This window comes from Paenibacillus sp. EB106-06-01-XG199 (assembly GCF_058791575.1).
In genome coordinates, this window is the sequence record NZ_JBYTDQ010000010.1 from 46,420 (window position 1) to 71,405 (window position 24,986).

At 44.4% G+C, this 24,986-nt stretch carries 19 protein-coding genes and 2 pseudogenes; 14 read left to right on the forward strand and 7 right to left on the reverse strand.

The genetic code is table 11. The features are described 5' to 3' along the window. The first annotated feature begins 9 nt into the window (after window positions 1-9). Window positions 10-237 carry a hypothetical protein gene (locus tag AC3WT9_RS28100; RefSeq protein WP_492408332.1) on the forward strand — a complete coding sequence of 76 codons (228 nt, stop codon included), beginning with the start codon at window positions 10-12 and terminating at the stop codon, window positions 235-237. Window positions 238-390: 153 nt separating this feature from the next. On the opposite strand, the gene AC3WT9_RS28105 is transcribed toward AC3WT9_RS28100, so the two are convergent. Further along, window positions 391-1,335 (reverse strand): ketopantoate reductase family protein, encoded by a 945-nt coding sequence (locus AC3WT9_RS28105; protein WP_341377244.1) that lies wholly within the window; start codon window positions 1,333-1,335, stop codon window positions 391-393. A 149-nt stretch (window positions 1,336-1,484) separates the two neighbouring features. Between AC3WT9_RS28105 and AC3WT9_RS28110 the strand changes: the two genes are divergently transcribed. Beyond that, the gene (locus tag AC3WT9_RS28110) at window positions 1,485-2,075 is read left to right on the forward strand and encodes a TetR/AcrR family transcriptional regulator (protein ID WP_038585744.1); all 591 of its coding nucleotides are present in this window, start codon (window positions 1,485-1,487) and stop codon (window positions 2,073-2,075) included. Window positions 2,076-2,447: 372 nt separating this feature from the next. On the opposite strand, the gene AC3WT9_RS28115 is transcribed toward AC3WT9_RS28110, so the two are convergent. Continuing rightward, window positions 2,448-2,705 carry a hypothetical protein gene (locus tag AC3WT9_RS28115; RefSeq protein WP_492408334.1) on the reverse strand — a complete coding sequence of 86 codons (258 nt, stop codon included), beginning with the start codon at window positions 2,703-2,705 and terminating at the stop codon, window positions 2,448-2,450. A 94-nt stretch (window positions 2,706-2,799) separates the two neighbouring features. After that, complete coding sequence (locus tag AC3WT9_RS28120; protein WP_492408336.1) at window positions 2,800-3,777, reverse strand: phosphotransferase enzyme family protein; 978 nt, start codon at window positions 3,775-3,777, stop codon at window positions 2,800-2,802. Between the two features lie 897 nt (window positions 3,778-4,674). On the opposite strand from AC3WT9_RS28120, the gene AC3WT9_RS28125 reads away from it, so the two are divergent. Further along, window positions 4,675-5,454 carry a hypothetical protein gene (locus AC3WT9_RS28125; protein ID WP_341089716.1) on the forward strand — a complete coding sequence of 260 codons (780 nt, stop codon included), beginning with the start codon at window positions 4,675-4,677 and terminating at the stop codon, window positions 5,452-5,454. Window positions 5,455-5,837: 383 nt separating this feature from the next. Beyond that, window positions 5,838-5,942, forward strand: a pseudogene (locus tag AC3WT9_RS28130) (IS3 family transposase); the annotation flags it as partial. Window positions 5,943-6,042: 100 nt separating this feature from the next. Here the strand turns inward: AC3WT9_RS28130 and AC3WT9_RS28135 are convergent. From AC3WT9_RS28135 to AC3WT9_RS28150, 4 genes are all read right to left on the reverse strand, one after another. Further along, window positions 6,043-8,628 carry an ABC transporter permease gene (locus AC3WT9_RS28135; RefSeq protein ID WP_492408338.1) on the reverse strand — a complete coding sequence of 862 codons (2,586 nt, stop codon included), beginning with the start codon at window positions 8,626-8,628 and terminating at the stop codon, window positions 6,043-6,045. After that, a complete protein-coding gene (locus tag AC3WT9_RS28140; protein WP_492408340.1) occupies window positions 8,625-9,311 on the reverse strand; it encodes an ABC transporter ATP-binding protein in 687 nt (228 codons plus the stop codon). The genes AC3WT9_RS28135 and AC3WT9_RS28140 overlap by 4 nt, the downstream gene beginning before the upstream one ends. An 82-nt stretch (window positions 9,312-9,393) precedes the next feature. Beyond that, the gene (locus AC3WT9_RS28145) at window positions 9,394-10,383 is read right to left on the reverse strand and encodes a sensor histidine kinase (protein WP_492408342.1); all 990 of its coding nucleotides are present in this window, start codon (window positions 10,381-10,383) and stop codon (window positions 9,394-9,396) included. Continuing rightward, window positions 10,370-11,056: a response regulator transcription factor gene (locus AC3WT9_RS28150; RefSeq protein ID WP_492408344.1), complete on the reverse strand. Its 687-nt coding sequence runs from the start codon at window positions 11,054-11,056 to the stop codon at window positions 10,370-10,372. Before AC3WT9_RS28150 ends, AC3WT9_RS28145 begins: the two co-directional genes overlap by 14 nt. A 347-nt stretch (window positions 11,057-11,403) precedes the next feature. On the opposite strand from AC3WT9_RS28150, the gene AC3WT9_RS28155 reads away from it, so the two are divergent. The 10 genes and pseudogenes from AC3WT9_RS28155 to AC3WT9_RS28200 all read left to right on the forward strand — a co-directional run bounded on the left by AC3WT9_RS28155 (window position 11,404) and on the right by AC3WT9_RS28200 (window position 24,470). Beyond that, window positions 11,404-12,393 carry a tRNA dihydrouridine synthase gene (locus tag AC3WT9_RS28155; protein WP_492408346.1) on the forward strand — a complete coding sequence of 330 codons (990 nt, stop codon included), beginning with the start codon at window positions 11,404-11,406 and terminating at the stop codon, window positions 12,391-12,393. Between the two features lie 200 nt (window positions 12,394-12,593). After that, complete coding sequence (locus AC3WT9_RS28160) at window positions 12,594-12,824, forward strand: AbrB/MazE/SpoVT family DNA-binding domain-containing protein (RefSeq protein WP_038585771.1); 231 nt, start codon at window positions 12,594-12,596, stop codon at window positions 12,822-12,824. Continuing rightward, window positions 12,818-13,159: an endoribonuclease MazF gene (gene mazF / locus AC3WT9_RS28165; RefSeq protein ID WP_492408349.1), complete on the forward strand. Its 342-nt coding sequence runs from the start codon at window positions 12,818-12,820 to the stop codon at window positions 13,157-13,159. Before AC3WT9_RS28160 ends, mazF begins: the two co-directional genes overlap by 7 nt. A gap of 42 nt (window positions 13,160-13,201) precedes the next feature. After that, window positions 13,202-13,510 carry a hypothetical protein gene (locus AC3WT9_RS28170; RefSeq protein ID WP_341377258.1) on the forward strand — a complete coding sequence of 103 codons (309 nt, stop codon included), beginning with the start codon at window positions 13,202-13,204 and terminating at the stop codon, window positions 13,508-13,510. A 269-nt stretch (window positions 13,511-13,779) separates the two neighbouring features. After that, a complete protein-coding gene (locus AC3WT9_RS28175; protein ID WP_492408351.1) occupies window positions 13,780-14,349 on the forward strand; it encodes an SF0329 family protein in 570 nt (189 codons plus the stop codon). Between the two features lie 174 nt (window positions 14,350-14,523). Beyond that, window positions 14,524-17,064: a winged helix-turn-helix domain-containing protein gene (locus tag AC3WT9_RS28180; RefSeq protein ID WP_492408353.1), complete on the forward strand. Its 2,541-nt coding sequence runs from the start codon at window positions 14,524-14,526 to the stop codon at window positions 17,062-17,064. 242 nt (window positions 17,065-17,306) lie between these two features. After that, entirely contained in the window at window positions 17,307-21,359 is a 4,053-nt protein-coding gene (locus AC3WT9_RS28185) for an InlB B-repeat-containing protein (RefSeq protein ID WP_492408355.1), read from the forward strand. A 183-nt stretch (window positions 21,360-21,542) separates the two neighbouring features. Continuing rightward, window positions 21,543-21,812: pseudogene (locus AC3WT9_RS28190) on the forward strand (tRNA-dihydrouridine synthase); the annotation flags it as partial. A gap of 183 nt (window positions 21,813-21,995) precedes the next feature. Continuing rightward, a complete protein-coding gene (locus AC3WT9_RS28195) occupies window positions 21,996-22,565 on the forward strand; it encodes an SF0329 family protein (protein WP_492408357.1) in 570 nt (189 codons plus the stop codon). Between the two features lie 768 nt (window positions 22,566-23,333). Then, complete coding sequence (locus AC3WT9_RS28200) at window positions 23,334-24,470, forward strand: toll/interleukin-1 receptor domain-containing protein (RefSeq protein ID WP_492408359.1); 1,137 nt, start codon at window positions 23,334-23,336, stop codon at window positions 24,468-24,470. Window positions 24,471-24,986 lie beyond the last annotated feature (516 nt).

The following is a 24,986-nucleotide window of genomic DNA, read 5'->3' on the forward strand; positions in this document are numbered from 1 at the left end:
TTTACCTGAATGAGTCCTAATGTATCACTAATTTTGGCTTACGCTTTAGAAGAACAATCGGATTCTACAAATAAATTAAGATATCGAAGACGAGTTGGAGAAGGCCGGTATCCCGCCGCTTCATGTTCTTCAGATGAAACCCTGAACGGGGCTGGATTTCTGGACCGGATGAATGATATGGGGACCGTGGATATCGGCAAAAACGCCGATTTGGTCCTTCTGGCACCAACCCCATAGAAAGAGTATAAAATCTTTATGGTATTAACGCTGTGATACGGGCGGGTGCTTACCACGATAATCAAAAGCTAAGCTCAATGAAGGAAAGGATTGGAACAAAATAGAATCTAAGGCCAAAATTATCCGCATGATGACAGAGAATCCTGGAAATTTTCATGATATGAAATTTTCAATAGCTTTGTGTTGTTCAGTGTTTTCAAATGCCAAAGTAAGACGTGGTAAAGGTATACCTAACTTTTTTGCTTCTCTCACAACTTCAAGTACCGCAAAACCTGCTTTACTATTGTTGTATTCGATGAAAAGTCGTGGTAAGCTGCCCTTTGCAAAAATAACCTTGTTAAAAAGCGTGCCGAGAAGTGCCGGTGGAATCTTAGTTAACAGTAGAGAAATCGTATCAATCTTTGCACCTCTTGCTTTAAGTACAGGGATAATTCCCCTCATATTCTTACCAACATTTGCAAATGAGTCACTATGATTCATGAGTGCTGGAAAACTTCCCAGTTTTAACACCTCGGTCTCTATAGCCGCATTCATGGCAAAGTGATTCCATAGCCAGTTTTGCATATCCTTTATCCAACTAATTTTAAAATGGGCACTTTCAAATAGTTCTTTGACCTTGTTGTTAATATGTTCAGTGCCTACCCGTGGTTTTTCCAGAAATAGCATTTTTAAAAAGCCACCTCTAAGCCTATTGTCCGCGATGCCGCCGCCTCCTCCTGGGAACCCAAAGACAACATTGTTCATAGACAATGGTGAGATCGATGATTTCAAATCTTGCCAAACGTTATTGAATATTAGGACAGGGGTGTTTCCAGCAGCAGTCGATAGTAATTGTGCTGCTTCTGGAAGTTGTTCCGTGTTGACACTCACAATAATGAGATCATAATTTGGGCTCATCTCCTCATGCAGTTTGACGTTCCAGCTTTCTTTTATTAACTGTTTCCCTCTTCGTGCGTCCCACATTTCAAGCTCTATGTTGCTTCCGAAGGTTTCTTTTCTCCCTTTTCTAACATAAAACTCAACTGTATGCCCTGCCTTTTCAAAAGCCCAAGCATATTGGGTCGATATTACACCTCTACCGAAGAATAAAATTCTCATATTAGCCTCCTGAAAATATATATTAATCCTTGTTGATGATCAAACAACGTGTTGTATAATGTTATTGTATAGATTCACTATACGGTCATCAACCATCAGATTTTTAATATCTGTTGTATAATCGATTGAACAGAAAATGGAGGCAAATAATGAATAAGCAACCTGAAATTACTGACAAAACTAGGCAAACATTTATAAATGTATTCTGTGATTTATATAGCCAAAAACCAATTGAAAAAATATCCATTCAAGAGATTGCTAACCAATCAGGATATAATCGCAGTACATTTTATCAATACTTTACGGATATCTATGAGTTGTTGGACTGCGTTGAAGAGCGTGTCTTTAAATCCATTAACGAGGAAATGGCAAGCAGAGAGTTTTCTACACATACTTTCCAAGATGCACTTCAATGCTTGGAAAATGCAGAGGAAATTTCAGTTCTTAAAGCCCTCTTGGGCGACTATGGTTCTGTTCATTTTGTTGAACGCCTGAAAAGAGAAATTCCCTTTGAGAGATTGATTGTGGACTTTCCAACAAATGATGTTTTAGCACCATACATAATTGAGTTTTACATATCAACATTAATATCTATGTTTCGCCTTTGGATACGCAACGGCAAAGATCTATCGTCGGAAGAATTGGTCAAGTTGGTAGATAGCCTATTTGCAAATGGGATAACACCATATCATATCTTTGGCACGGTCAATCCGCGGCGCCCTGATTCGAATAAAAAGTAAGGGGACTAGGAGAAAGAGAATGAGGGACTTTAATATCGGCTCATCTTACCATTTGGCGGGTATCATTGGCGCATTCTTGATACACAGGGCAATGCGGCCTTGATTTTAACTGAACACATGATCGAACAACACTCCTATATTACTGACAATGAAAAAAATACGGTGAGCGGCAGTAAGAAGTTGATTTTATCAATCAAACGGCAAAATAAATAAATAAATAAATTACGAAACCCGCACATGTGGAGTCGGTAGCGTGGATGACTCAAAAAAACTGATGTCAAAAAGGAGCCGGTTAGGCTCCTTTTTGACATCAGGGTTGAAAGATATTGTGTATGCTAATGCTTTCGTTTGAGAACATTTCAACTTTGGTATTCAAGAAAGAACATTATTTCTTAATAACGGGGATCCATATTTCGCTTTTATAGTCAGACGAGCTCTGGTCACCGTTTGAGTACCACTCCACTTCTGGTGCTTCTGCGTGTTTATTACCGGATGCTGGAAACCAATCGGTAAAATCCGTCTCCATATCTCTGCCATTGCTGCAGGCAGAGGGGCCGGGTATTTCAAATATTGCCCATCGGCGATTTGCTCGAATGTTTCATCCGGTGTATGCTCCATTCTGTAGTTCATCTCAACAACTCCTACTAATGATAAAGAGAATGTTATACGAGGATACGCCTTTAAGGATATACCTTTCTTCTCTTGCTTATGACGGTATAAATTGTTATTCCCAATACGGAACACCTGTGAAGAGAAACGATTCATTGTTTACATAGGCATTAATTTCTCTACTGGCTAATTTACTGATATGGTCTGGTAACCACTCCTGCGAGTCGGGCAGACCCAGCCAGAAATTCATGGTCTCAAGCTGTGCTGCAACGAAAAAACCTTCCAATAGCTCAATATAGTTATCCGGTAATGAATGATACTTAGAATATGATTTCAGTAACTGTTCTCTGAATGAAGGATGTATATATGAGAACGTCCAGCCCAGATCAACCAAATAGTAACCAAACCCGCAAGCGCCAAAATCGATGGGCCGCGCCTCTTTTTCATGAAACACAATATTACTTGGAATCAAATCGGCATGAATCATTCCCCAATTACCGGACGTTCTCTCAATAGAGTTCATCATTGTAATTACCTGCCCACCTGCAATCTGAAGAAGTTCGGTATCACTTGTATTAAGCAGACCTGCATTAGCCCGCTCCTTAAGCTTGCCCAGTGATTGTAATATACGGGAACTATCAAAGGCAGGACGTTCAAATAAACTTGGGATTTGCCAGTTAGAGGCTTGCCTATGTAATTTACCGGTCATTTCACCTATATATTTAGCGTCATCTATTGTAAGGATAAAAGGTTTCTGCTCACCTTCCACCCATTGTAGTAAAGTGCAGTTTGTATTATTTACGTTCGTAATGAATTCTCCGCGGGTATTCTTGTAAGGTGAAGGCAGGGTTAAATCTGTATCTAAGGCTAAGGCGTGAAGCCAGACCATTTCGGAGTGGAGCACTTCCTGCTTACTCCAAAAACTTTCAAGAGCGTCACCTTTGGATATATGCAATCGGAGGCTATAACTGTTGTTATCCAGGTCAGTGATTTTGTAGATCGTATTTCCGCTTTGTGCAATGAAATCAATCGATTTACATGTTATGGAGTAGTTACTTAATGCTTTCTTTGCTATACTTAAGTTTTTATCCAATCGCAGATCTCTCCTCGTTATCATTGTATAAAATTACAATAGCACATCTATTTTTTGGAAAAAATGTAATGGTTAATTATATTTGTTTTTGACTACCTCCTTCTTGTTAAAAAGGTGAAAACAGCCACATCATAGTTTATTCTACCGTCAGCACTCATCCCATGTGGAGGCTGTAGTAAGACTTGAAAGAAAGGATACAGCCGAATAGACTGTACCTTAGTTGGTGGCGTAAGGATTGGAAAGGTTATAGTGAATCTTAATCCTTTCACCAAGCTTCTGCTGTTCGATAATGTGGGACGAACAGAAAGCGGACGTATGCTTAACGTAACCGCCGCAAATATACGCCCCATTACGCCTGTCGGGTTTGAAGTGCACCCCGCACCAAGCTTGATACGTTCCGACAATTTGGCGTTCTCGTCTTCCGCAAGAATAGCTTTCAAGCTGAACATTAACCTACTTTTGCTTGTGTGGGTATCTTAACTGTCTTCGGGCAAGATATGGCGTCCGGGATACGTTCCAGTTGATCGGCATGTTCATTATACCGTGAAATAAATAGAAGGAAAAACGTCACAAGCACGACAGATTAAGTGACTTATAGATAAAGGAATGGCGCCCACATCGTTGTTCCTAACTTCCAATAGATGGCGTCGAAATAACCGTAAGGTATTGATCGGCGTCTTTTCTTTTGTCTATTGTTTTGTAACTTATAATTCAAAACCGAGCGAAGCTCCCCAACGGGAGAATGGGGGGATATTTGCCGTCAATAAGGCTCTATAATTTACGCAAATTTCCTGGAAATATAAGGTTCCAATATTGCCCATTTCCCGCTATACTGAAATAACCTTTCGGAAAAGAAGACTTGAACATTCTAGAAGCGAATAGTTGAGGAGAGATTAAATGAAATCACAAATTAAGTGTGTGCTTCTTATGTTTCTGTTAAGTATTTCAATAACTGCGTGTTCCACCAATAAAAGCAGCTCAAACCTGAATAATGACAGTAGCTCAAGTAGTAATAAAATTTCTGACACCAGTGTTCCAACAATTACTTCTTCTGCCCATATTACTCCTTCTGAAAGTAAACCTGAGAACAATAAGAGTTTAGCAATGGAAGCATATAAGATAGTATTGCAAAATAAGATTGAATTTTACAGCACAGAAACTAAGAAAAAGGTATATTTGAATGATTTTTTAACTAATAACGAGATTTATGGAACTACATCTAAAATTAAAATAAATCACTTTGCCGTGCTTGATATGGATGGTGACAGAATACCTGAAGTTGTTCTTGGATTAACAGTAGATGAGAATCCAAATTTTGTTGAAGTCCTGCATTATATGAACGGTGAAGTCTATGGCTACTTTTTTGGAAACGACCAGATACGTTTTCTTAAAACTGACGGGACATTTAGATGGTTAAGCGGCGGGTTAACTTACAACGGATATGGAAAATTAAGATTCCAAACCAATTTCTGTGAAATTGACGATTTAGCTTATCATGAATCAAGTGCTACTGATGAATCATCCACCACATTCGCCATAGCATACTACATCAATAATAAACTAGTTACTATAGATTCATATAATGCTTTTGTTAAAGAAGAAGAAGCTAAAAGGGATGTAACGTGGTATGAATTTTCTCAAGAGAATATATCAACAGTGACGTCAAAAACAAGATAGAGATATTACGTGATATATTTTATGCCGTCAGACGCCGAATTTGGCAGTATAGCGTTTCGTGTATTCTCCCGCGCAAAAGAAAAGACGCCGTATTAGGGCGCCTAGAAGTTGTGGGTAAATGCCATTCCATTAGTATTAAAAGCCTGTACTCCCTGTCTACTCGTCACATGTGGAGTGCTGTTCACTGTTGGTCAGGAAAGACGAATAGTTGAGATGTATTGGCGTATACAGCAACGCAGCGGGAGAAATCCCGCTTCTTTTTTTGTCCATAAGTTTAGTTGGGGCGGCTATTGATAGTCGTCCTTTGTAGTATCCCCCACCCAGTGCCTGATGAACAAATTATTGCTTCTGAGCCGATGTTAAGGCTTGTCATACCCGTCTAGCTCCAAAAAGACATTGATAATTACATACATTTTTACAATTACGAACGGTTACAGGCAAAACTAAACGGCCTCAGTCCCAATGAATTCAGGACTAAGGCCGCTTAAGGATCTTTTATTATTTACGCTGTCTATTTGACGGGGTGCAGTTCAAAGTAGGCTTGCACTACTTTTTGAACAGCCTTTTTACTTTAACATCTGTTTTCTATCAAGTCATATCATCCCGAAGCGCATCAATAATATTTTCCTTTTTGATCTTGCTAATGGCATACAGCATTGTAATGAACACCACAAAGAACACACTGAACACGCTGATTCCGATACTGCCCCACGGGAACACAAAATCGATATTGTCCGCCCCGCCGCCCATCCCTTTGTAAATCAGCCAAGAAGAGATTGCGCCTATGGGAAGCCCGAAGATTAGCGCCCTCATGCCATAAAAGGCACACTCGAAATTCATCATCTTCTGGAAACCGCGTTCAGACATCCCCACAGAGCGGAGCATGGCAAGCTCCCGCCGGCGCAGCTTGATATTCGTGGAAATCGTGTTGAACACATTGGCAACCGCAATCAGCGAAATCATAATGATAAAAGTATAAGCGAACACGTTGGCAATGAATATCATATTGCGGTTCTGATCAAGCATTTCAGAGAAATTGATCAGGGTGTAACTGGATGTAATCCCCACATCCTGAATCATCGTTTTCATTTCAGCCATCGACTGTGTGGGATGCTTTGACCGAAAGGTCAAGCCCTTAATAGCCAGATGGGTATCGGAGGTTTCAAACTTCTCTTTGAGCGAATAGGGGGCCATCACCTTAAAAATGAACGGATTCTTCGACCCGGAGTTTCCTGGGATCGGGGGGCCATCAGGCGGCACGGTATTGACAAACTTAATACTTACGTTTCGCCCCTGTTCCATCTTCGGCTTGCCAGTGGTTTCGGGAGCGATGGTAAAATTCATGGAAGAACTCTTGAACATATCTATAAACTCGTCAAGCTCATGCTCCCGATTGGCTTTCATGTGGTTTGTCAGTTTGGCAACGGCGATGATTTTCGCATTTTGCCCGGTATATTCCTCTTCGGGCAAGCCCAAGCCTTTGATAATGTTCAGATAGGCGCTGTCATCAAGAAACTGAACTTCCATTGGCAGGTTAACCGTTTCATCTGGCGAATGTGAACCCGCGTCCTCCCAGTAAGCGTCTGAAAGATCGCTTGCTTTGGCAACGCCTGAATACTTCATGAGCGCTTGATAAGAGCTTTCGTAAACCCCGTCGGCGGTTTTTAGTTTGTCGTAAAGCGACAAGATTTCTCTATCGTCCATGTCCTGCGTGGCCAAACTGATGTCAATGTCAGTAGCCACTACTGCCCGCTCTGACGCCTGCTTCAGATCCGTTACAAAAGCACTGGCCGATATAAACAGTACTACGCTTAGAACAAGTGATAGCACAATGCTGCGATAGCGTTTCTTGTTTCTTTTAAAATTCTTTAGGGCAAGGGTTCCCTCCAAACCGTAAATACGCTGAGCCTGTTTTGATGTTTTCACGGCTTTGGATTCAACTTTGACCTCGTTTGACTGGCGAATACTCTCCATTACGGGAGTGTTTGCGGCCTTCCTGGCCGGGATATAGGCCGAAATCAGAATCGTAACCATGCTGACCGCCGCCGCAACGACAATGGCGGGGATGGACACCGTTAAGGTAAAAGGGACGTTGCTGTAGATAATGCTTTCAAAATTCTTGGCTACAACGGAAATCACAAGCCCGATGCTGCCTATGCCAACGATAACGCCAATGGGTATACCGGCCGCACCGATACAAAGCCCCTCAAACAGCACCGAATTTCGCAGCTGCTTTGCTGTGGCTCCCACCGACGAGAGAATCCCGAATTGATGTGTGCGTTCGTTCAGCGAGATGGTGAATGCGTTATAAATCAGAAAAATCGAGCCGATCATGATGATGGCGACCACAATGCCGCCAACCGCGTACAGAAGCGTGTTGAAAATATTATCGTCTGAAAGACCCATGAAGCGCAACACATTATCGTTAAAGACGTAAGCTTGGCTTCCGGCTGTGCTGCTTGAGTAAGCGTGAACACCACGCGGGTTTTTAAGCGTGACAAATAGGCTGAAACTGTCCGCTTTATCTCCAGCATCTGCTTTCGTTATCAAGGTATAGCCTGGCGCGGAAGATTCCTCAAAGTAGGCTTTTTGGTAGATACCGACAACCGTGTAAGTTCTCTTGGCTTTTGGCACAAGAGTTTCTTGCCCCGAAAGGTAAGGGGTGTGTTGACCGAGTTTCTTGTCGCCATTCATGCGGCTTCCAACACCAAGTGAAAGCTTGTCACCCACCGCAAATTTAACGCCGCCCTTTACTTCGACGCTCATCGGAACAAGAATCTCTCCGCTGTTTTCAGGCAGCCTGCCGGACATCAGGTTGATGGGCAAGGTATCAAAGGTTCTCTTGCTAAATCCGGCTATAAAAAGATACGGCTTGTTGGGGCTTTGCCCGTCCTTAAGTGCTGCGTAGCCGATATTTTCAAATGCAGCGGTGTTAGCGACCCCCTTGTCGTGGGTTCGTTCCTGTACGAAAGAAGAATCAACGTCCAAGAACTCAACGTGCCAATCGCCGTATTTCTGGGCCGCGCCGTTTGTCATATAGTTCAGCAGGGAAATGCCAAAGGTGAGTACGCCCGTGATCATAGCAGCGGACAGAACAACTCCGATAATCGTGACAATCGTTCGGGTCCGGCTTTTTTTCATGCTTTGCAGGGTGACTTTGTTAAAAATATTCATGGCCGCACCATTCTCTCATCCCGCGTTACTTTGCCGTCTGATATGCCGATAATGCGGTCTGCTTGCAGGGCGATATTTTCGTCATGGGTGACGAGGAGCAGGGTCTGCCCATATTTTTTATTGCTTTCTTTCAGCAGTTTGATGATTTCATGTCCATTTCGGCTGTCCAGACTGCCCGTGGGTTCGTCAGCAAGCATGACCGCCGGGGCGTTCATCAAAGCGCGTCCTATGGAAACACGCTGTTGCTGACCGCCCGAAAGCTGATTGGGTAAATGCGTTTTGCGGTCTTTTAGCCCAAGCATTTCGAGTAGGTCATTCAGCCGTTCCTCGTTGACCTTGCGCTTGTCCATCAGGATAGGCAAGGTGATGTTCTCCACCACATTCAGGGTGGGAATGAGGTTGTGAAACTGGTAAATCAGTCCGACCTGCCGCCTGCGGAAGATGGCGAGTTTTTCATTGTTTTTGGCATATACATCCTGCCCGTCCAAATACACCTTTCCGCCTGTCGGCACATCCACGCCGCCGATGATGTGAAGCAATGTGGATTTGCCGGAGCCGGAGGAGCCGATAATTGCGGTAAACTCCCCCTTTTCGATGGTAAGTGAAACATGGTCAAGCGCAGTAACTTGGTTTTCGCCCTTGCCGTAGACCTTGCATAAATTTTCGATTTTTAAAAACTCCATTATGTAAGTCTCCTATCTCATGGTTTAACCATATAGTAGCAGCTTCAACTTACATCACTGTGACTTTCAGGTGAGAGATTCGTCACTTTGGGAAACGAATGGCAAAGTTCGCGCCGCCCTGGGGGTGGTTTTTTGCGGTAATCGTCCCTCCTTGACGGGTTATAATCATCCTGCAGAGAGAAAGTCCAATCCCGTAGCCTGTAGCGTTTGGGTTTTTCCCGCGATAGAACCTGTCAAACAGGCAGGGTAAATCTTCTTTGTCAAAGCCCGGGCCGCTGTCGTGGATGGCAATCTCGGTAAACAAGGGGTTGTCCTTACATACAATCTCAATCTTCCCGTTCTCGCCTGCGCTTTCTATGCAATTTTTGAGGATGTTTTGAATGGCTTCCGAAAGCCAACCTGAATCGCCCTGAATAATCATCCCTTTCGGTACATCTATTTGCAAATCAATATCGTGCAGCTCCATTGGGATAAGGAACGGGCGAAGCGCGGCACATACAAGAGCGTTTACATCGGTCTGCCCGCTTTGAAACACCACAATGCCCGCGTCCAGGCGGGATAATTTCAACAGGGAAGTAAGCAGCCAATCCATCTGTACAAGCAATTTCTCTGTTTCCCGCACAAATGCTTTCCTGTCATTTTCGTCAGGGCTATTCTCTAACAATGACAGAATAAGGTTCACGGATGTGAGAGGGGTGCGGAGTTGGTGGGCTATGTCGGCCAGCGAATCGGCAAGATGTTCTTTTTCTTTTTTCAGTGCGTCGTTTTGCTCCCGAATACGCAGCGTCATTTTTGTTATCTCGCTGTGCAGAATGGAAAGTTCGCCCTCGTCCGATTCACCAATATACAGATGGTCAGCGTTATGAAGCACAAGATCGATTTGATCTGAAATCTGCGCAATGCTTGTATATCGGGCTTTGGTAAACACGAAAAACGCTGTGCCAAAGGCGGCGGCAGAAGCAATGGCAAGGATTCCAGCCGCTCTATTGATTGCAAATCCCAGCGTCACCGTCGCGGCAGCTATTAAGGAGAACCAAATGACAAGCTGCCGAAACTCTCTATTCCGAAGCATACCCGTCCCCCAATCTATATCCTGTCCCGCGGACGGTCAGAATGATTTGCGGGCTGGCCGGGTCGTTCTCTATCTTCTCCCGCAAGCGTTTGATGTACACGGTAAGTGTATTGTCATTGACAAACTCGCCCGCCGCGTCCCACAATTCGTCAAGTAGCTTGCCCCTCGTGATAATACTTTTTGGGTTGCTAATAAACACCAGCAACAAGCGGTATTCTAATGCTGAAAGAAAAACCTCGTTGCCGTTTTTTTTCACAACGCCGCTTGCCGTATCGACATGAAGCCCGCAAATTTCAAAATCCGCCCCGGAACGCCCGCTTTTTCGCAGGGCGGTTCCAATTCGCGCAATCAATTCACGCGGACGAAAGGGCTTGGTGATATAGTCGTCCGCGCCCATGTTCAGCCCGGTAACAACACTCGCCTCATCGCCGGAAGCCGTCAGAAAGATAACGGGAACATCCCCTGTTTCTTTGATTTCCGTGCAAACCGTGAAGCCATTTCCGTCAGGCAAAGAAATATCAATCAACGCCAAGTCGAATTTATTCCCGGCAAGTGCGGCAAGGGCTTCACTCCGCGAAGGGGCGTGGATGACTGTAAATCCCTCCGAGTGGAGCAAAAGTATAAGGTTTCTGGCGATTGCCTTATCGTCCTCAACCAAAAATATCCGTTTCATTTATGTTCACCATCCTTTACTTTAGCGCTCCTATATCGTCCGTCAGCCGGTTTTTCAGCGTCAACCGGAACAAGCCATGTATTTCCCACGCACAACACCTCCATAGCTTTATTATATTTCTTTGGACGGAAATATATAGGCTGAGGTATAAAACAAAAAAATACGGGAGCGTGGAAAGGAGTTCACGTTCCCGCACAGGCTAAAGATGTAAGGTGGGGGCGCCCCTTCTTTTATGATATACTTTGATTTAACATACTGTAAGTGAAGAAGAAGTAAAGGCATATACAGGTTAGTTTTACCACTTCGGGATAAGGATTTGTCCTGGTATTCATAGAGAGGTTTTTGAGATGACTAATAATTTCTGGCGTGATTTACCACGCCCCTTTTTCATACTGGCACCCATGGAGGATGTGACGGATGTTGTGTTTCGCCATGTCGTAAGTAATGCTGCCAGACCGGATGTGTTTTTTACGGAGTTTGCGAATACAGAGAGTTATTGTCACCCGGAGGGGAAGCATGCTGTGCGCGGGCGTTTGACTTTTACAGAGGATGAACAGCCCATCGTAGCTCATATCTGGGGAGACAAGCCGGAATACTTCCGTCAAATGAGCATCGGTATGGCGAAAGAAGGATTCAAAGGCATCGATATTAATATGGGTTGTCCTGTATCAAATGTAGCAGAGAATGGGAAGGGAAGCGGCCTGATCTGCCGTCCGGAAACCGCAGCGGAGATCATCCAAGCCGCAAAAGCCGGGGAACTGCCTGTCAGTGTGAAAACTAGACTCGGTTTCAGTGACTTAGACGAATGGCGCGGCTGGTTGACCCATATTTTGCAGCAAGACATTGTGAATCTGTCCATTCATCTGCGTACAAGAGAGGAAATGAGTAAAGTAGATGCTCACTGGGAGCTGATTCCGGAGATTAAGAAACTTCGTGATGAGGTGGCACCCCATACACTGCTGACCATTAACGGGGATATCCCTGACCGTCAGACTGGCCTTAAGCTCGCTGAAGAGTACGGTGTGGATGGTATTATGATTGGGCGCGGTATTTTTCAGAATCCGTTTGCTTTTGAGCAGGAGCCGAAGGAGCACAGTAGTGAGGAATTGCTTGATCTGCTGCGGCTGCATCTGGATCTCTATGATAAATACTCCGTACAGGAACCACGTAAGTTCAGCCCTCTTCAACGATTCTTCAAAATATATGTCCGCGGATTTCGCGGGGCAAGTGAATTAAGAAATAACTTAATGAACACTAAGTCCACAAGTGAAGTGCGTGCGCTGCTGGATGAGTTTGGGAGTAGGGAGCAGGACGGGGCGGAGGGACTTGGGGATTAAGCTGCCAAGCTTGTAGAAATTCGTGTGGAAAATAGAAAAAAGACGTGAAAAGATGGAGGATCGGCTGAATGGGGAGGGGACAAACCCTGAGCCAGCAAGCCTTTTCTCTGTTTTTTTATATATATTCTCCACAATGATTTGACTTCTAAAAACACTTTGTTTACACTTTGTTTATACATTGCATTCTGGGAGGCGGTTCTATGTTTCAGGTTCGGAAATGGGGTAACAGCTTGGGCATTCGCATTCCGAAATCCCTTGCCCTAAAGGTCGGTATTGAGGAAGGCTCCGAAGTCGATCTTGATGTGGAAGATGGACATCTTATCATCAAGCCGAAGTCGGCTACACTGGACGAAATCCTTTCCCAGGTCACCCCGGAAAATCTCCATAATGAGGTCTCTACAGGCGAACAACAAGGACGGGAAGTATGGTAACGGACGGGTATGTGCCGGATCGAGGCGACTTGGTATGGTTGCAGTTCAACCCGCAAGCGGGGCATGAACAGGCAGGGAAACGTCCGGCCTTGGTCGTGTCTCCTGCTTCCTATAATGGTAAGGTCGGACTTTCCTTGCTCTGTCCGGTAACTTCTAAACCAAAGGGCTACCCGTTTGAAGTAGTCATTCCGCAGGATCTGCCCATCGAAGGGGTTATCCTTGCCGATCAAGTAAAGAGTCTAGATTGGCAATCCCGACAGGCAGTGTTCATCTGTAAAGTACCACAGATCATACTGTCAGATGTCGTTGCCAAACTCGACTTACTGATTCGCTGACCTACAATTGTAGGCAGCAATAAGAGAAGTGGTGCCCAGTAAATGAATAACATAAACTCTCATCATTGTAATCTCAATATATGGTATCATCTACCTGATGAAGTATGGAGTAAAGTTGCTGCTATATATAAGTCTATGCCCGGTTGGATGGGGTATAAAGACGGGATTCCATATTGGTTCGGGCAGGAAGATGATGATGTTTTTATTGAAGCATCCGTTGAGCCGGGCGGATTGTCATTTTATGCCCAGATGAATCAGAGCGATTGGGATTCCTGGATAACAAGGTTTAAATCAGAAGCAACAAAGGTATTAGATTTTGACGTTGGTGAACCTGAAGATGGATTTATGTGAAAGGATTGTAACTTCAAATAAACGATGCGAACCTTTTACGTATAGCGCTAGGGTTGCCTGAGAGTCCGTTTGTTGGGTGATGAAATTAGTGTATACGCTTGAATGTTATTCAGGCTCGGAATTGCCATTCCGAGAGAAATGAAGCTGTGCGCGGGTGTTTGGCTTAAATAGAAAATTGAAGCGAAATGATTGAGGATCGGCTGAATGGGGAGGGGGACAAACCCTGAGCCAACAAGCCTTTCCTCTGTTTTTATATGGAGGGGAATTACATGTCCTGGAGCAAATTGAAGCAACAACTGGAGGGCTTTCTCTGTCCTGCGCTAAATGGAAGGGTAGAATACCGCGCACCAGGTTACCGTTATCTGCCTGATAAATCAGGGATTTGTTATATCTCGGTAGATAAAAAGAACGTACTCAATATGAGTGATAAAACGAACACTATCAGATGGTATCAAACAGAGCTGGAAATTAAGAATGATCCGGATATCCAGATTCCTATTAGCAATGACGACATTGAAGCGGTCAGACAAGCTACCAAGGGGCCAGTGCCGGAGGATCGTCTAATCGTAATGGCCAGAAGCAGAAAAAGTACAGAACATGCAAAAGAGCTAATGTCAGCACAGGCTGCATTAAGTAAATCGAATTTTATTGTGGTGGCGAATAAGTTCTTGACGACGCCTATAGAGGAGAGCTTGGAGAGCAGCGATATGGTATTGAATATACTGGCTTTGGTGGACAGGAGGGTTGGGAAGAAGCGGATTTTGAGCATGGCTGAAAAGATGGAGTTGAAGCATCCGGTGGTGCGGTATTTTTATGAGTTGCGGCGTGGTACATTATGAAGTGAATGATTTTTACCCGCGAATGATAGTTATAGAACGATGTCTCCGAAATAAAACTAGGTACTCTTGAAAAATAAAGGGACCTGTGTAATGCTACATACTATGAAGCAAGTATTCATCGCACCATTCATTTAACTGATCATTAACCACGAGTTTAATGCGGAGGGAATTCGGATGCTTGTAAAGACCAAACTTTATATCCCTCATTTACGAAGTGGCCTGTTATCCCGGCCCAAGCTGGCTCATAAGCTTAATGAAGGAATGAGGCACAAGCTGACGCTTGTTTCCGCGCAGGCAGGTTACGGGAAAACGACGGCGCTAAGCGAATGGGCACATCAAAGCGATGGACTTGTGGCGTGGCTGTCGTTGGATAAGCTAGATAATGACTGGATTCAATTCTGGACATATGTAGCTGCCTCCATACAGGAGAAGATTTCCGGATTTGGAGCGGCTCTGCCGTCCATCATTGAGGGAGGGTCTTCGCAGGGGGAGCATGCCGTGAAGGTGCTGCTGAACGAGTTGAATCAATTAACGGACGAGCTTACCCTTATACTGGACGACTACCATGTCATTGAGCAACCTGAAATTCACCATTCCATAACCTATCTTCTTGAGCATCTGCCCCGTCATATTCATCTCTATATATCAAGCCGCACTGATGTCGATATCCCTACGGCCAAGCTGATGGTCAGGGGTGAAATTCAACATATCCTTATTCAAGATTTGCGTATAGAAAGGGACGAAGTACAAGACTTTTTCCGGAATTCGATAGGTTTATTGCTCATAAGCGAACAAGTGGCGGAGCTGTATGACCAGACCGAAGGTTGGATAGGCGCACTGCAGTTGGCCGCAATTTCTCTTCAGCACAGTAATGATATAGTGGAGTCCATCCATCAATTCAGAGGTCATCATCATCAGATTTCGAGTTATTTGCTGGAGGAAGTGTTCTATCAGCAATCGGAGCCGATACAGCGTTTTTTGCTGGAAACGTCTGTGTTAAGCCGAATGAACTATTCTTTGTGCCAAGCCGTGACGGGCCAAATGAACAGCCAGGAACAATTGGAGAGGCTGGAGCATCTGAATTTGTTCATTATGCGGCTCGATGACGGGCGTAACTGGTATCGATATCATCATCTGCTTTCCGATTTTCTCCAGCAGCGGTTATTCAGAAACGACCCGGATAAATGGAGGCAGGCGCATATACGAGCGGCGGGTTGGTATGAGGAGCAAGGAGAGGATGAGATGGCGGTGGAGCATTTTGTAGAGGGGAGACAGCCTCGGGATGCGATTCGTCTGATTGAAAAGAATCTTCATTTTTTTATGAAATCCAAGGAAGGCGCTCTAAAGAGATGGGTAACGGCTTTGCCGCCCAGTTCTTATGCGGATAAGCCTCTTATCGAAATGCTGTACATATCCTCCATGCCTATAAGCGGGAATGGGGAAGATTTTTTTCAAAGAGTATACCAGGTTAAAGACCGCTTTGAAGCAGAGCGGACAGAATTACCGGATGAAGCCTGGAAAAAGGTGATCGGCCCCATCTATTTCTACTGCGCGATTGCTGCCATTTTGCAAAAAGACTATTCCCACGCATCGGAATATTTGGAGCTTGCCGAGCATTATGTTCCAGATACAAGCTTCTTTAAGACCATGTTAGTTAATCGATATCAAGGGTATGGCACGTTTAACGATATTACATCTTACTACGAGCCGCGTTCAGCAGCACCTTTCTTTTTGAAGTGGATTCAAAGCTTGAAGAGTAAGAGGCATTTTTCTTTCGTGGCTTTCAAATATGTGATTTATAGTGAATTTTTATACGAGTGGAATCAGTTGGACGAGGCATTGTATTACATTAGCCAAGTGATGGAAAATAATCAAGATCAGCCTTTTGCGCTGGTTTTTCATATTGCTGTCACGGCTTCGCGTATCTACCAAGCCCGAGGGGATTCCGATGCGGCAACAGATCTTCTCATGCGCGTGAAATCCGGCATGAATGAAACGGATTATGAGGTTTTTATGCCCAAAATCGAGGCGGAGCTCGTCTATCTATACTTGCGGCAAGGCTTGCTGCAATACGGGCTGGAGTGGCTGCAAACGAATAGTCATTCGCACACGGATGAGATTTCTTTGATGTTGATGGCGGAGCATATGGTTGCGGCGAGAATACTTGCGGCAATCGAACGTTATGATGAAGCGTTATATCTTTTGGATAGAATGTATAGCCGGTTAACTGAGGCGGGCAGGCTTCGGGAACAAATCAAGGTGTTGATTGTGCAAAGCATAGTCCGTTGGCGTTCCGGACAAACGGATGCAGCGCTCGAACAATTGGAAAGCGCTCTGAAACTGGCAGAGCCGGAAGGTTATATCTGCAGCTTTATGGATGAAGGACCTGTGATGCCGGAGATGCTTTCTTCTTGTTTGAAGGCAAGACCGGACAGCCGCACTTCTCCTTCAATTGTCTATGTCAAACAACTGTTACAGGCGATGAATGTTTCAATGGATAAAGAGCGGTCGCCAAAAGAGCTTCTGACGGAGCAGGAGTCCAAAATCATACTGCTGATAGCGGACGGATTATTGAACAAGGAAATCGCGCATCGCCTTAATATCAAGGTTGAAACCGTAAAGTTTCATATTAAGAATATGTACAGAAAGCTTGAGGTAAACAATCGCGTTCAAGCGTTGCAGCGCGCTAAACAATTACAAATACTTGTTGAGTGATGCCCCCCCCTTTTTTTTATCGTCTGCCTCCCCATTCGGGGAGGTTTTTTTTGGATTGCATAGACTTATAGTTAAGTGATAAGGGAAATTTGAACTAATTCTATTCGAGCGATAAAAAGGGAGTGTAAGAATCGATGATCAGACGTTGTATTTCTTTATTAACGGCATTATTTATTTTAGCAGGCATGTTCCCTAGTTTTGCTTCTGCTGATCCTCTTGACAATTGGAGTGCCAGGAGTCCTTTGTCCACGAATCAGAATATGAATGGTGTCATCTATGGGAACGGCATGTATGTGGCAGTGGGGGACTATGGAACAATAGTGTCTTCCGGTGACGGATTAAGTTGGATGAAACGCACGTCGGACACCGGGAACCATCTTTTAGACATTGCCTTTGGCAACGGCAGGTATGTAGCGGTGGGGAGCGAAGGGACGATATTGACCTCCAGTGACGGAGTGAACTGGACGTACCACACGTCGGGTACCGCGAAGCTTCTTGGCGTTACCTATGGCAGTGGCGGGTATGTGGCAGTGGGAGAAGGTGGAACGGCAATGACCTCCAGTGACGGGATGAACTGGACGAGCCGCACGTCGGGCACCGCGAATAATCTGAATGACGTCACCTTCGGCAACGGTAAATATCTGGCAGTGGGGGATAGAGGGATTACATTGGCCTCCAGTGACGGGATGAGCTGGACGACAAACTATACAGATGACTTGGAAAATTTGAATGGCATCGCCTACGGCAACAACATGTATGTGGCGGTGGGGAATCGTGAAGCGATCAAGTCCTCGAGCGACGGAGTGAGCTGGACGTCCAAAGCGGGAAACTCCTCCTCTATTAAATATCTAGGAACCGTTGTTTACGGGAACGGCAAGTATGTGGCGCTTGGATACCCGGGGATGGTTGAAGTTTCTGTTGATGGTGATGAATGGGATATTAGTACGACAGGCGCCTGGAGAATGCTTAGTGACGTCATCTACGGTAACGGCATGTATGTGGCAGTGGGGGACAGCGGGACGATAATGACCTCCAGTGATGGGGCAAACTGGACGAACCGTACGTTAGGAACCTCGTCTATCCTGGTAGATGTTACCTACGGCAACAGCACCTATGTGGCAGTGGGTCAAAGAGCGACGATAGTTACCTCAAGTGATGGGATGAGCTGGACGAACCGTACGGCGGGCACCTTTAATAATCTATTTGGCGTCACCTATGGCAACGGCAGGTATGTGGCGGTAGGGGGAATGTGGGGCGATGGAACGATTGTCACCTCCAGTGATGGGGTGAGCTGGACCAACCGGACGTCCGGCATAAAGGAGATCCTTAATGGCGTCACCTACGGCGACGGCACCTATGTGGCAGTGGGGGACAATGGCACGATATTAACCTCGGGTGACGGGGCGAGCTGGACGAACCGCCTGTCGGGCTCCGCATATCCTCTTTACGGGGTCACCTATGGTGACGGCACATATGTAGCAGTGGGGTACAAAGGCATGATATTGACCTCAAGTGACGGAGCGAGTTGGACAAGCCGGACAACGGACACCTTTTATGATTTTCATGGCGTAACCTATGGCAACGGAATGTATGTAGCGGTAGGGGAAGGTGGAATAATTGTGACCTCCAGCGATGGGGAGAACTGGATGAGCCACACATTGGACACTGGAAACCAATTAATGGATGTCAGCTACAGCAATGGCATTTATATGGCAGTGGGGGGCAGTAAAGCAATTTTCACCTCCAGTAATGGGGCGAACTGGACGAGCCGAATTACTGACATCGTGAATTCTCTTTACGGCATCACCTACGGTGAAGGCTCTTATGTGGCGGTGGGTGACGCTGGAACGATTCTGCAATCCGGTAATTATGTGCCGACAACCTACACCTTAACGTATAACGGAAACGGCAGTACGGAAGGGACGGTACCGACGGATAGTGGTGCGTATGAGCAAAATGCCTCGGTAACAGTACAAGGAAACACGGGAAGTCTAATGAAAACAGGCAACACGTTCGTGGGCTGGAACACGTCAGCCGACGGAAGCGGAACGAGCTACACAGCTAACGATACATTTAGCATGGAAGCGGCGAATGTAACGCTGTATGCGCAGTGGTCAGCGGATCTGGCGACACACACCGTAACCTTCGACTCGAAGGGGGGCAGCGCGGTCGCGAGCATCACTGGCGTGAATGAGGGAACGACGGTCTCCGTGCCGGCAGAGCCGACGAGAAGCGGCTACACTTTTACGGGCTGGTATAAGGAAGCAAGCTATGTTACCCCGTGGAATTTCGGCACAGATACGGTGACGGAGAACACAACCCTGTACGCGAAGTGGACGGCAGATCCGGCACCCATGTATACCGTAACGTTCGACTCGAAGGGGGGCAGCGCGGTCGCGAGCATCACCTACGTAAGCTCGGGAGCAACGATATCGGCCCCGGCAGCTCCGACGAAGAGCGGCTACACTTTTGCGGGTTGGTATAAGGAAGCAACATACGCTACCTCGTGGAATTTCGGCACAGATACGGTGACGGAGAACACAACCCTGTACGCGAAATGGACAGCGATCCCGGCCCCAGCGACGTACACGGTAACGTTCGACTCACAGGGAGGCAGCACGGTCACAAACATCACCAACGTAAGCTCGGGAGCAACGATATCGGCCCCGGCAGCTCCAACGAAGAGCGGCTACACTTTTACGGGCTGGTATAGGGAAGCAAGTTATGTTACCCCGTGGAATTTCGGCACAGATACGGTGACGGAGAACACAACCCTGTACGCGAAATGGACAGCGATCCCGGCCCCAGCAACTTACACGGTAACCTTCGACTCGCAGGGAGGCAGCACGGTCACGGACATCACCTACGTAAGCTCGGGAGCAACGATATCGGCCCCGGCAGCTCCGACGAAGAGCGGCTACACTTTTGCGGGTTGGTATAAGGAAGCAACATACGCTACCTCGTGGAATTTCGGCACAGATACGGTGACGGAGAACATAACCCTGTACGCGAAATGGACAGCGATCCCGGCCCCAGCGACGTACACGGTAACCTTCGACTCGCAGGGAGGCAGCACGGTCACGGACATCACCTACGTAAGCTCGGGAGCTACGATTACTGCTCCAGCAGAGCCGACGAGAAGCGGCTACACTTTTGCGGGCTGGTATAAGGAAGCAAACTACGTTACCCCGTGGAATTTCAGCACGGATACAGTGACTGCGGACTCAACGTTGTACGCGAAATGGATGGCGGTTCCTGGCAGTGGTGGCGATGGTGGTGTTGGCGGGGGTGTTGGCGGTGGCAGCGGGGGTGTCCCCATACCAACGAATGACAGCAAAGTGATCTCAAAGGATGGCGTACTATCGCTTCCGGCAGGCAAACATGGCGAGGTTCATTTGGGCGATGAGATTACGATTGGAATTCCAGCCAATGCAACAGAAAAAGATTTAATACTAACGATCAAAAAAGTATTGGAAACACAAAGTCTACTATTAAATAATGAAGTGCCCGTCAGCCCGATCTTTGAAATTCTGAAAAACTTCCCTGAGAATTTCAAAAAACCAGTAACACTGACCCTTGTTTTTGAGCCAGCAAGCTTGAAGGAAGGCCAAACACCAGCTATTTTCTACTTTGATGAAGCGACCAGGAAATGGGCAAGGGCCGGCGGAATCGTAAAAGGCAATCAGATGATTGTAGAGGTTGATCATTTAGGAAAATATGCGGTACTTGCAGTAGATCAGCCATCTGAAGTGAAAGTTAGCTTGAACGATATCGCTGGACACTGGGCAGAGGCGGACATTACCCAAGCGATAAAAGACGGAATCATCGAAGGTTATCCGGATGAGACTTTTAAGCCTAACATTGCGGTTACTCGCGGCGAATTCGCGGTCATGCTGGTGAAGGCGCTGAAGCTGCAAGATGAAGGGGGGGCATTAACATTCACTGATACAACGGGGAGCCCAGATTGGGCACGGAAGGCAATTGCACAAGCGGTACAAGCAGACATTATTAAAGGCTATGAGGACGGCACCTTTCGTCCGAATGCTGCAATTACACGTGCTGAGATGGCAACAATGATCGCAAAATCGCTTAAGCTGTCCATCGAAGGGAATACTGCGACTGGCTTCGCAGACGATAAGAATATCCCGTCATGGGCAAAAGGCGTAGCAGCGGCACTAAAGAAGATTGGCATTATGGAAGGTACAGGTGCAAACCAATTCAATTCCGCTGCAAAAGCGACCAGAGCGGAAGCAGTAACAATCCTATTGAGAATGTTGGAGCAACAGAGTAAGTGATGTGGAATGCCCTCTCTTTATCGGAGGCTACTGAAAAACATGGCTTTCCTAGATAGCTGGAAGTGAACACACCCCAACAGACGACATTCATTCTAAGATTCTCGAATGACATGTCGTCTTTTTGGGTTTATCGCCTACCAGAGCTGTTCCGCCTTTACATCAGCTTCACAATCCGTTTTAGATCATCTGCGCACACGAGTGGAAATGAGTAAAGTAGATGCCCACTTTGAACTGATTCCGGAGATTAAGAAACTTCGTGATGAGGTGGCACCAGATACACTGCTGACCATTAACGGGGATATCCCTGACAATCACGACCGCCCTCAAGCTCGCTGAGCAATACGGAGTAGATGGTATTATGATTGGGCTAGTATTTTTTATAATCGCTTTGCTTTTGAGCAGGAGCCGAAGGATCACAGTAGTGAGGAATTGCTTGATGAACTCAAAGTCAACAAATGAAGTGCGTGCGCTGCTCGATGAATTTGGAAGCAAGGAGCCTGATGGGGCGGAGGAACGTGGAGATTAAGCTACCAAGTTAAAATAGAAAAAAGACGTGAAAAGATTGAGGATCGGCTGAATGGAGCGGGGGTCCCGGAGCCAACCAGCCTTTCCTCTGTTTTGTTATGGAGGGATTAAATGTTCTGGAGCAAATTGAAGCAGCAACTGGAGGGCTTTCTCAGTCCTGCGTTAAATGGAAGGGTAGAATACCGCGCACCAGGTTACCGTTATCTGCCTGATAAATCAGGGATTTGTTATATCTCGGTAGATAAAAAGAACGTACTCAATATGAGCGATAAAACGAACGTCATCAGATGGTATCAAACAGAGCTGGAAATTAAGAATGATCCGGATATTCATATTCCTATCACTAGTGACGACATTGAAGCGGTCAGACAAGCTACCAAGGGACCAGTGCCGGAGGATCGTCTAATCGTAATGGCCAGAAGCAGAAAAAGTACAGAACATGCAAAAGAGCTAATGTCAGCACAGGCTGCATTAAGTAAATCGAATTTTATCGTTGTCGCTAATAAGTTTCTGACTACTTCTATAGAGGAGAGCTTGGAGAGCAGCGATATGGTATTGAATATACTGGCTTTGGTCGATAGAAGGGTTGGGAAGAAGCGGATCTTGAGCATGGCGGAGAAGATGGAGTTGAAGCATCCGCTTGTGCGGTATTTTTATGAATTACGGCGTAGTACGTTGTGAAGTATGATACCCGCTATTGATCATAGATAGGCAAGGGATCACCTGGCAAATGGATGGAGTAGTGATAATTAAGGAGAATGGTTGTAATCATTTGTTGGAGGCACTTCGTATAAAGTTTGTTCATACTGTCTACTCCACACATGTGGAGTGTTGTTTACTGTTAATTTGGAACGGGGAATAACGAGATGTAAACGGTGTATAGCGCTCTTTTAATTGAAGTGAACTCTTTAAAATGGACATTGGATAACCCCCTGACCCGATGAATTCTAAGGGTGCTTTTTCATGGGAAAAAGGACAATTATTATCCGCATGAACTAAAAATAGAGGTGAACTGGTGAATTTGAAATAAATGTGGTTAGAAAACCAAATGACTATACTTAAAAGTATTTAAAATAAAGAGGTAAAAGAAGGAAAAAGTCGAATATTATCAATTAATTCTGTATCAACTGAAAGTTCCATAGTGTTTCTAAGATGTGATTTAGGGATTTCCGTAACTAAAAGTTGGTTTGGGAGGCGATAAGCTAGTGTCAGTGAAAAAGGGTATCGAATTTGTAAATTAATATGGCTACGCTATTTGTAATATTGAAATGTTCTATAACGACTATAGAAGGGAAGTATAAATTATGATTATTTTTAAAAATATTACAACAAGAGAGTTATATCTTACTTTAAGAAGCAAGATATAACTTTAAATTGAACTTATTAGAAGTGTAATACATGCATAGCAACGGATGATAAATCGAAATTACACTTATAAAGGGAGATACTATGAATAAAGAAATGATTAGAAAATACATAAATGAGCTAGTTGAAGAAGGTAATATTGTTGCTAAACAGAATCTTAAAGGAAGTCAATTGGGTGCGTATATTGATGGTAAGGAATACGAAACATGGATTACAAAAAGTATCCTATTTTTAAATAAATATTTTGAAGGAAATCCAATAACAATAAAATTTGATGAAGCCGGTAAAAACGCAGTGGGGAACGGTAGGGAATATTTTGATACAATGATCGGGGTTCTAGAAGGATTGAATGGTAGCTTAGATGTAATTAATATGAGAACAGAGAATAAAACATATAATGATTCTACACCGTTTGAAAAGATTTTTATCAGTCACGCTACAATGGATAAGGATTACGTAGAATTAGTTATTCAACTATTAAATGACATGGGAGTACCTAAAGACAAAAAAAAAATCTTTTGCAGTTCATTTGAAGGATATGGAATTCCATTAGGTGAAAAAATCTATGATTTTCTGGAAGAGCAGTTTAACCAAAACATACTTGTTATATTTATGTTGTCAAAAAATTATTACAATAGTGTGCCATGTCTCAACGAAATGGGGGCAACATGGATCACTTCAAGAGCATATCATTCGATATTACTACCGTATTTTGATTTTAAAAGTATAGTAGGTGCAATAGATCCGACAAAAATATGCTTTAGGGTTAACGATTCAGAAAAACTAAATAGTTTTAAAGATATGATTATTGCAAATTTTAATTTAAATCAAATCGATAACAGTATTTGGGAGAGGGATAGAAAAAAATTTCTCGACCAAATTGAAAAATTAGAAAGAAGAGATATTTATAGTAATTCGATCGCTAGAGTCGATGTAGAAAGGATAAAAGCAATAGGAAAAGACAAAATCGAAATAGCTATTAGATTTATAAATGGTGGAGAATTACCTATTGAATTTCAAGAGGTTATCATTGAACTGGTAGATGATAATGGAAAAACGCTATCTCTTGAAGTTAATCCCGAGAGATTAAATGGATATGTTATTTTTGGCCAGGAGAACAGACGTGAAGTAATTAATTTCGATTTTGATATTTCCTCTGGTTACAATCCACGAAGAAATAAAACTTGGAATGTAACAACATCTGTCATTTCAGCTTATTAGGCCTAGAGTAGAAAAAATATGAAATATTCCGAATTAAAACTGGGTTTAATATCAGTTGAGGGCAAAGAAGGACGATTCATAGGACCTGCGAGCTATCAGAAAGTGGCGTTTTGGATGACCATTTTTTGTTGCAAAAGATTCAGTAGATCTATACTAAAGTAAGCCAATTGAAGTAAAGGACTTCAGTAGTTACATTATACTTGAATCAAAGTCTAAATCGCCTCTCAGGACTTTTGGAATCATATTGGAAATTTAAAAAGTCCTATTTTATGATAATGGTAAAAATTCCATTATACGACTTTATATATGAAGAAGCGCTAAGAATTACTGGTTTTAGGTAAAATACTCCATTTTATGTTCAATTTAAAGGAGCGATTAGCCCGTTACTATAGATACTAATAATTAATTGTTTAAAATGAATTTTCTGAATATTACACGGTCAAATTAGTTTCGATATCACACCGAATGATCTTGTTTAAAAAACTTTTCATTATTGTTCTAAAGAGCAATTAAATA